7 protein-coding genes are annotated in these 7,065 nt (G+C 68.4%); 6 read left to right on the plus strand and 1 reads right to left on the minus strand.

The window, feature by feature from the left end; all coding sequences use genetic code 11:
* Window positions 1–11 precede the first annotated feature (11 nt).
* From AB0E69_RS39990 to AB0E69_RS40005, 4 genes are read left to right on the plus strand one after another with little or no spacing between them, the layout of a single operon-like run.
* Window positions 12–506: an RNA polymerase sigma factor gene (locus AB0E69_RS39990; RefSeq protein ID WP_360159309.1), complete on the plus strand. Its 495-nt coding sequence runs from the start codon at window positions 12–14 to the stop codon at window positions 504–506.
* Window positions 503–1,132, plus strand: coding sequence for a hypothetical protein (locus AB0E69_RS39995; RefSeq protein ID WP_360159312.1), 630 nt, complete (start codon window positions 503–505; stop codon window positions 1,130–1,132). Before AB0E69_RS39990 ends, AB0E69_RS39995 begins: the two co-directional genes overlap by 4 nt.
* Before the next feature lie 16 nt (window positions 1,133–1,148).
* A complete protein-coding gene (gene argH / locus AB0E69_RS40000; RefSeq protein ID WP_360159315.1) occupies window positions 1,149–2,564 on the plus strand; it encodes an argininosuccinate lyase in 1,416 nt (471 codons plus the stop codon).
* Window positions 2,564–3,235 (plus strand): DNA-3-methyladenine glycosylase, encoded by a 672-nt coding sequence (locus AB0E69_RS40005; protein ID WP_360159318.1) that lies wholly within the window; start codon window positions 2,564–2,566, stop codon window positions 3,233–3,235. The genes argH and AB0E69_RS40005 overlap by 1 nt, the downstream gene beginning before the upstream one ends.
* Here AB0E69_RS40005 and AB0E69_RS40010 read toward each other — a convergent pair.
* On the minus strand, window positions 3,232–4,179 hold the full coding sequence (locus AB0E69_RS40010) for an LLM class flavin-dependent oxidoreductase (RefSeq protein ID WP_360159321.1): 948 nt from the start codon (window positions 4,177–4,179) through the stop codon (window positions 3,232–3,234). The genes AB0E69_RS40005 and AB0E69_RS40010 overlap by 4 nt on opposite strands.
* Before the next feature lie 110 nt (window positions 4,180–4,289).
* Between AB0E69_RS40010 and AB0E69_RS40015 the strand changes: the two genes are divergently transcribed.
* Window positions 4,290–5,327, plus strand: coding sequence for a phosphatase domain-containing protein (locus tag AB0E69_RS40015; protein WP_360159324.1), 1,038 nt, complete (start codon window positions 4,290–4,292; stop codon window positions 5,325–5,327).
* Between the two features lie 60 nt (window positions 5,328–5,387).
* A complete protein-coding gene (gene tyrS / locus AB0E69_RS40020; protein WP_360159326.1) occupies window positions 5,388–6,668 on the plus strand; it encodes a tyrosine--tRNA ligase in 1,281 nt (426 codons plus the stop codon).
* The last annotated feature ends 397 nt before the right edge of the window (window positions 6,669–7,065 follow it).

The raw sequence follows: 7,065 nt of genomic DNA on the forward strand, positions 1-7,065 counted from the left end.
GAGGAGCTGGGATGGACGAGTGGTTCGTGACAGCGGTCGAACAGCACGGACCGGACATCCACGCGTACCTGAGTCGCCGGTCGCAGGTCGCAGACGACCTGCTGGGTGAGGTGTGGGTGACGGCGTACGCCGCCCGCTCGACGTACGACTCCACCGTCGGCCCACCGCGAGCCTGGCTCTTCGGCATCGCCCGCAACGTGCTGCACACGTACTACCGCAAGCACCGCCTCGCCACGACGGTCGTCCGCCTCTTCGGCATCGACCGCCCAGCAGACGAGACCGCAGCGGTGGACGCCCGCCTGGACGCGGCAGCTCTGGCACCAGCCCTGCGCGCCGCAATAGCCGACCTGCCACCACCCGAACGAGAGCTGCTCCTCCTGATCGCCTGGGAGAACCTGACCCCCACCGAAGCCGCCCAAGTCCTCAACATCCCGCCCGGCACCGCCCGCTCCCGCCTCCACCGAGCCGGACAACGCCTAACCCTCCGAGAGGAGGCCGACCGATGACAGACCCCTGGACCGACCTCAAGACCGCAGGCGAGGTCCCACCCCCCTCGCCTGAGGTCCTGGCCTACGCCCGCGCCCAACTCCGGCCCAGCAAGCCCGCGCGTCGTGTGCTGGGACCCGCCCTCGGCGCAGCTGCGGTCGTAGCTGTTGTGGTTGGGGTTCTTGGGACGCAGCAGTCCGGCGGCCCCACCGCAGTACCACCCACAGGTGCCGCTCCTACCAGCAAACCTCTGGTGCAGCAGGGTGCCTCCTGCGCTGTCACGTACTCGCCGAAGACGTTGCAGCAGGTGACGCTCGCCTTCGACGGGACCGTCGTGTCGGCGGTGAAAGCTGCGGGGCCTGGTGGGTTGACGACCTGGACGGTCAGCTTCGACGTGCACGAGTGGTTTCGGCCGTCAGGCGGCCAGCAGGTGCAGGTCCGGATGTGGATGCCACCCGGCGCCGGCACCGACGACCCCGGCAACGAGACGGGCGCACGCTACGAGATCGGCAGCCGACTGCTGATCGCAGGTGCGATCCGGGACCTGCCGGGCCCGATTGGGATGCCAGTGGCGTGGGGCTGCGACTTCAGCCGGACGTACGACGTGACGACCGCCACCACCTGGCGGAAGCTGTTGAGCAAGTGACTGAGAGGATGAGTTTGTGAGTTCTGGTGAGAGTGCGGCCCTCTGGGGCGGCCGGTTTGCGGGTGGTCCTGCCGATGCCCTGGCGGCGCTGAGCAAGTCGACGCAGTTCGACTGGCGACTGGCTCCGTACGACATCGCCGGGTCGAAGGCGCATGCCAAGGTGCTGCACCGCGCCGGTCTGCTGACCGACGACGATCTGACCGCGATGCTCGCGGGCCTCGACGTGCTCCTGGACGACGTACTCGCGGGCCGCTTCCTCCCGGCCGAGGCCGACGAGGACGTGCACACCGCGCTCGAGCACGGCCTGCTCGACCGCGTCGGCCCCGAGCTAGGCGGCCGCCTGCGCGCCGGCCGCTCCCGGAACGACCAGGTCGCGACGCTTTTCAAGAGCTACCTGCGCGACCACGGCCGGATCATCGCCCGCCTCGTGCTCGACCAGATCGCCACGCTCGCCGACCAGGCCGAGCAGCACCTCGGCGTCGCGATGCCGGGCCGGACCCACCTGCAGCACGCGCAGCCGGTCCTGCTCTCGCACCACCTGCTCGCGCACGCCTGGCCGCTGATCCGCGACCTGGACCGGCTGGCCGACTGGGACGCGCGCGTCGCCGCGGACTCGCCGTACGGCTCGGGCGCCCTCGCGGGCAGCTCCCTCGGACTCGACCCGCAGTACGTCGCGACCGAGCTCGGTTTCACGAACTCGTCGGCGAACTCGATCGACGGTACGTCGTCGCGGGACTTCGTCGCCGAGTTCGCGTTCGTGACGGCGCAGATCGGGATCGACCTGTCCCGGCAGGCCGAGGAGGTGATCATCTGGGCGACGAAGGAGTTCGGTTTCGTCGAGCTGGACGACGCGTTCTCGACCGGGTCGAGCATCATGCCGCAGAAGAAGAACCCGGACATCGCCGAGCTGGCCCGCGGCAAGGCCGGCCGCCTGATCGGCAACCTGAGCGGCCTGCTGGCGACGCTGAAGGCGCAGCCGCTCGCCTACAACCGCGACCTGCAGGAGGACAAGGAGCCGGTCTTCGACTCCATCGACACGCTCGAGGTCCTGCTGCCGGCCTTCACCGGCATGATCCGCACCCTCCGCTTCAACGCCGCTCGCCTCGAGGAGCTGGCCCCGCAAGGCTTCTCGCTGGCCACGGACATCGCCGAGTGGCTGGTCCGCCAGAAGGTCCCCTTCCGAGTCGCCCACGAACTGGCCGGCGCCTGCGTCCAGGCCTGCGAGAAACGCGGCATCGAGCTCTGGGACCTCACCGACGACGAGTTAGCTGCAATCTCCCCTCACCTCACCCCGGAGGTCCGCACAGTCCTGACCGTCGAAGGCTCGCTGGCCTCCCGCAACACCCGAGGCGGCACCGCCCCCGACCAGGTTGCTGCCCAACTAGCCGAACTCCGCACCCGCGCCGCCACCCACACCAACCGCCTCGCCTGATGCGTCGTTCGCTTCTTGCCGGTCCTGTCTTGGAAGTGGCGCCGAAGCTGCTTGGCATGATTGTCCGGCGGACGACCGACGAGGGCACGGTTGCCGTCCGTCTGACCGAGGTGGAGGCGTACGACGGACCGAACGATCCGGGGTCGCACGCGTACCGCGGGGAGACGCCGCGGAACGCGATCATGTTCGGCCCGTCGGGGTTCTTGTACGTGTACTTCACCTACGGCATGCATTTCTGCATGAACGTGGTGGTCGGGCCGGACGGCACACCGTCCGCGGTCCTGCTGCGGGCCGGTGAGGTGATCGAGGGAGTCGAGCTGGCGCGGAAGCGCCGAGGGCAACCGGCCGAGCAGAAGGTTGTGTTCAACCAGGCGGTAGGGCTTCGCAAAGGCCCAGTGGTGAAGCAGCCGCGAATCAACCCGGACCGCGACCTCGCGCGCGGTCCGGCGCGGTTGTGCGTTGCCCTCGGCATCGAGCGTGACGGCAACGGCGCCGACCTGCTCGCGAAGGGCTCACCGATCCAGCTCCTCGACGGCCCCGGCTTCGACGGCGAACCAGCCACGGGCCCCCGCGTCGGCCTGCGCGAGGCAGCCGACCGCCCGTGGCGTTTCTGGATCCCGGGCGACCCAACGGTCTCGCCGTACCGCCCGCACGTCCCGAAGAAGCGCTAGCGGTTCGCCAGCTGCAAGAGATAGTCGAGCTGCGGTAGCCCGTGCTCGACCTCCGGGTCCGGGAAGAACCCGACGTGGTCGACCCCGGCCGCCTCCAGCGTCTCCACATGCGCCGCCGCGTCGTCCAGCGTCCCGATCGCACCGATCTGCGTCCACCAGTCGCTCGGCATCCCGACCAGCCCGTCCTTGCCGGACTCGTCGTACAGCTTCTGCAGGTCGTCGAAGAACGGCAGCGCGGTCAGCTGCGGCGGCTTGCTCCCGAGGTGCCACTCCAGCCACGGCGCCGACCACTCGTACGCCGCCTTGCGGTCCTCGCGCACGCACATCGCCGCGAACACGCCCATCACGAACCCGTCCGGCGACCCGGCCTGCTCCAACGACTGCCGCACGTACGGCGCCGTCGCCGGCTCGGCGAGGATCAGACCACCTGCCACCCGCCCGGCGAGCGCCATCGACTTCGGCCCCTGGACGCCGAGCAGGATCGGCGGCGGCGTGACCGGCGGTGTCTCGAGCTTGACGTTGTCGAGGAAGACCGTCTGCCCCTGGAAGCTCACGGTCTCGCCGGCGAGCAGCCTGGTGACCGTCGACGTGACCTCCTCGAGCGCGGTCAGCGGCGACTTCTGCTTGACCCCCATCTGCGCCATCCACGGCTGCACGCCGTGCCCGATCCCCGGCAGCAACCGCCCCGGCCCGAACGCCGCCAGCGTGGCGATCTCCATCGCAGTCACAGCGGCGGTCCGCGCCACCGCGGGCAGGATGCCGATGCCGACCGTCAGCCTCTCGGTCACTGACAGCGCGGCCGCGGCCAGCGAAGGTCCGGCGGTGTAGAAGCAGTCTTCGTAGACCCACATCTCGTCGGCGCCACCCTCTTCGAGGCGGCGAGCGACGTCGGTGACGAGGGCGGCGGGGTAGGAGCGCGGAAAAACCATTCCGAGTGCGGTCATGGCTACGAAGGTAGGTGACGCCGGGGACAGTTCGTGAAGGACGCATCAAACGTGAGGCACGACCGCGGGTGCCGACGACTAGCGGCCCGTGGGACGGGTAGGTTTCTGGTATGGCCCGTCCGCACTACTCGTCCCGTCTCGAGGACTGGTTCAACGTCGGGTTGCAGGCGGTTCTGCGGCGTCGCGGCTGGCAGGAACGGATCATTCCGCAGGTCGGCTACGGCACCACGGAGTACGTCCGCGTCCTGGCGCGCGTCGTGCTGGGCCGGGACCCGCGCAACCAGCCTCGGTATGACGAGGACCAGGTCGTGCGCGGCTGGCGGGTGTTCGTGACCGCACCGGCGACCAAGGTGCTCGTCACCGTGACGGTCTCCGGGCAGACGTTCACCGCCGTGACGGATCGAGGTGGGTTCATTGACCTGACCGTTCCGGTAGTGCTGCCGCCGGGGTGGCACGAGATCATGCTGGGCGTCCACGGCGAGAGGCAGGCCAGAGCGCGGATCTTCGTGCCCGATCCGGACGCCACGTTCGGTCTGGTCAGCGATATCGACGACACGGTCATCCTGACGATGCTGCCGCGTCCGCTGATCGCGGCGTGGAACACGTTCGTCCGCGACGAGCAGGCGCGCCGCGTCGTACCGGGTATGGCCGGGCTCTACGAGGAGCTGCTGGCAGACCACCCCGGTGCGCCGATGTTCTATCTGTCGACCGGGGCGTGGAATACCGCGCCGACGCTGACACGCTTCCTGGCGCGGCACGGGTACCCGCCGGGGCCGTTGCTGATGACGGACTGGGGGCCGACGAACACCGGGTGGTTCCGTAGCGGCCAGGAGCACAAGCGGACCGCCCTACGCCGGCTGGCTCGCGAGTTCCCGAACGTGCGCTGGGTCCTGGTCGGTGACGACGGCCAGCACGACCCCCAGCTGTACGGCGACTTCGCGCAGACCCACCCGGATCAGGTGCTCGCCGTCGCGATCCGCCAGCTGACTCCCGCTGAGCAGGTCCTGTCCCACGGTCTTCCTGTCCCGAACCAGGACCCGGGCGCCCACGACCCGCACCGGCCGACTGCTGTCACAGTGCAGGGCCCGGACGGACATGCCCTTCGTCCGCAGCTCCGGTCGGTGTTGACTCGTCCCGAACCCACCTGAGCCGTGGCTCCTCGCCGTACAGGACACTAGAGGTGACCGACGTACTCGAGGAGAGAACCAGTGACCGAAAGCCGCACTCAGGTACTTGACGACCTGGAGAGCCGTGGCCTGATCGCCCACTCCACCGATCCGGATGCCCTCCGGGCCTCGATGGCGGCGGGACCGATCACCTCCTATGTCGGTTTCGACCCCACCGCACCGAGCCTGCACATGGGCAACCTCCTGCAGCTCCTGACGCTCCGCCGGCTCCAGTTGGCCGGGCACAACCCGATCGGACTGGTCGGCGGCGCCACGGGACTGATCGGTGACCCCAAGGAGTCGTCAGAGCGGGTGCTGAACCCGAAGGACCTGGTGCACCAGTGGGTGGAGCGGGTCCGCAGCCAGGTCGAGAGGTTCATCGACTTCGACGAGTCGCTGTCGAACCCGGCGCGGATCGTCAACAACTACGACTGGACGAAGGACCTCAACACGCTCGACTTCCTCAGGGACATCGGGAAGCACTTCCCGGTGAACCGGATGCTCGGCCGTGAGGTGGTGAAGGCGCGGCTGGAGCAGGGGATCAGCTACACGGAGTTCAGCTACGTGCTGCTGCAGTCGCTGGACTTCCTGGAGCTCTACCGGCGGTACAACTGCACGTTGCAGACCGGTGGCAGCGATCAGTGGGGGAACCTGACCGCCGGCGTGGAGCTCATCCGGCGTGCGGAGTCGGGGAAGGCGCATGCGTTGGCCACGCCGCTGGTGACGAAGGCCGACGGGACCAAGTTCGGCAAGACGGAGTCGGGGTCGGTGTGGCTCGACAAGGAGCTCACGTCGCCGTACGCCTTCTACCAGTTCTGGTTCAACGCCGACGATCGAGACGTGATGCAGCTGGTGCGCTTCTACACGTTCCGCACGGCAGAGGAGATCGCTGCGCTCGAGCAGGCGACGGCAGAACGCCCACAGGCTCGAGAAGCGCAGCGGGTGCTCGCAGAGGACGTCACGACGCTGGTGCACGGCGCTGAGGAGACACGTCGTGTGCAGGAAGCGTCGAGGGCGCTCTTCGGCCAGGGGGAGTTGGGCTCGCTCGACGGCTCGACCCTGGTGGCCGCGCTACGGGAGGCACCGCACGTAGAGCTGGGCGCCGGCGAACCGATGCCGACGTACGGCGATCTGCTGGTGAAGTCCGGTCTGGTGGCCAGCAAATCGGCTGCGCGGCGGATCGTGGCCGAAGGTGGCGCGTACCTGAACAACGAGAAGGTGAAGGACGCGGAGTACGTGCCCGGAACGGACGACCTGCTGCCCGGTGGCGTGCTGGTCCTGCGGCGTGGGAAGCGTTCGTTCGCAGGGGTTCTGCGGGGCTGAACCACTCCCACAGACGGGTTGCTCAAGGCAAATTACAGGCCTGTGATTCAGCCCACCGGGACCCGATTTGACCCGTCACCTGGGAGCCACGTAATGTTCTTCTTGTTGGAGCGAGGCGCGGGACGCGAAAGCGGCCGGTCGCTCCGAACCCCCCAAGGCTACTGCAGCCGAAACGTGTCTCCGGACTCGGGTCGGCCGGCTGGTTGCGGGTGGGGGACCAGGAAAATTGGGGCTTGACCCGGTGACTCTGGTCCGGTAAGGTAACGCAGGTTGCCCCGGGAGCCTAGCTGAGAAGCGAAGCTGCGGTGTGCGTCCGATTTTTGAGAACTCAACAGCGTGCCGAAAGTCAATGCCGAAAGATGCATTAACCCTGTCCGCAGGCGTTGAACGATCTTAT

Origin of the sequence: Kribbella sp. NPDC026611, from assembly GCF_040638345.1 — a bacterium.
Lineage (GTDB): Bacteria > Actinomycetota > Actinomycetes > Propionibacteriales > Kribbellaceae > Kribbella.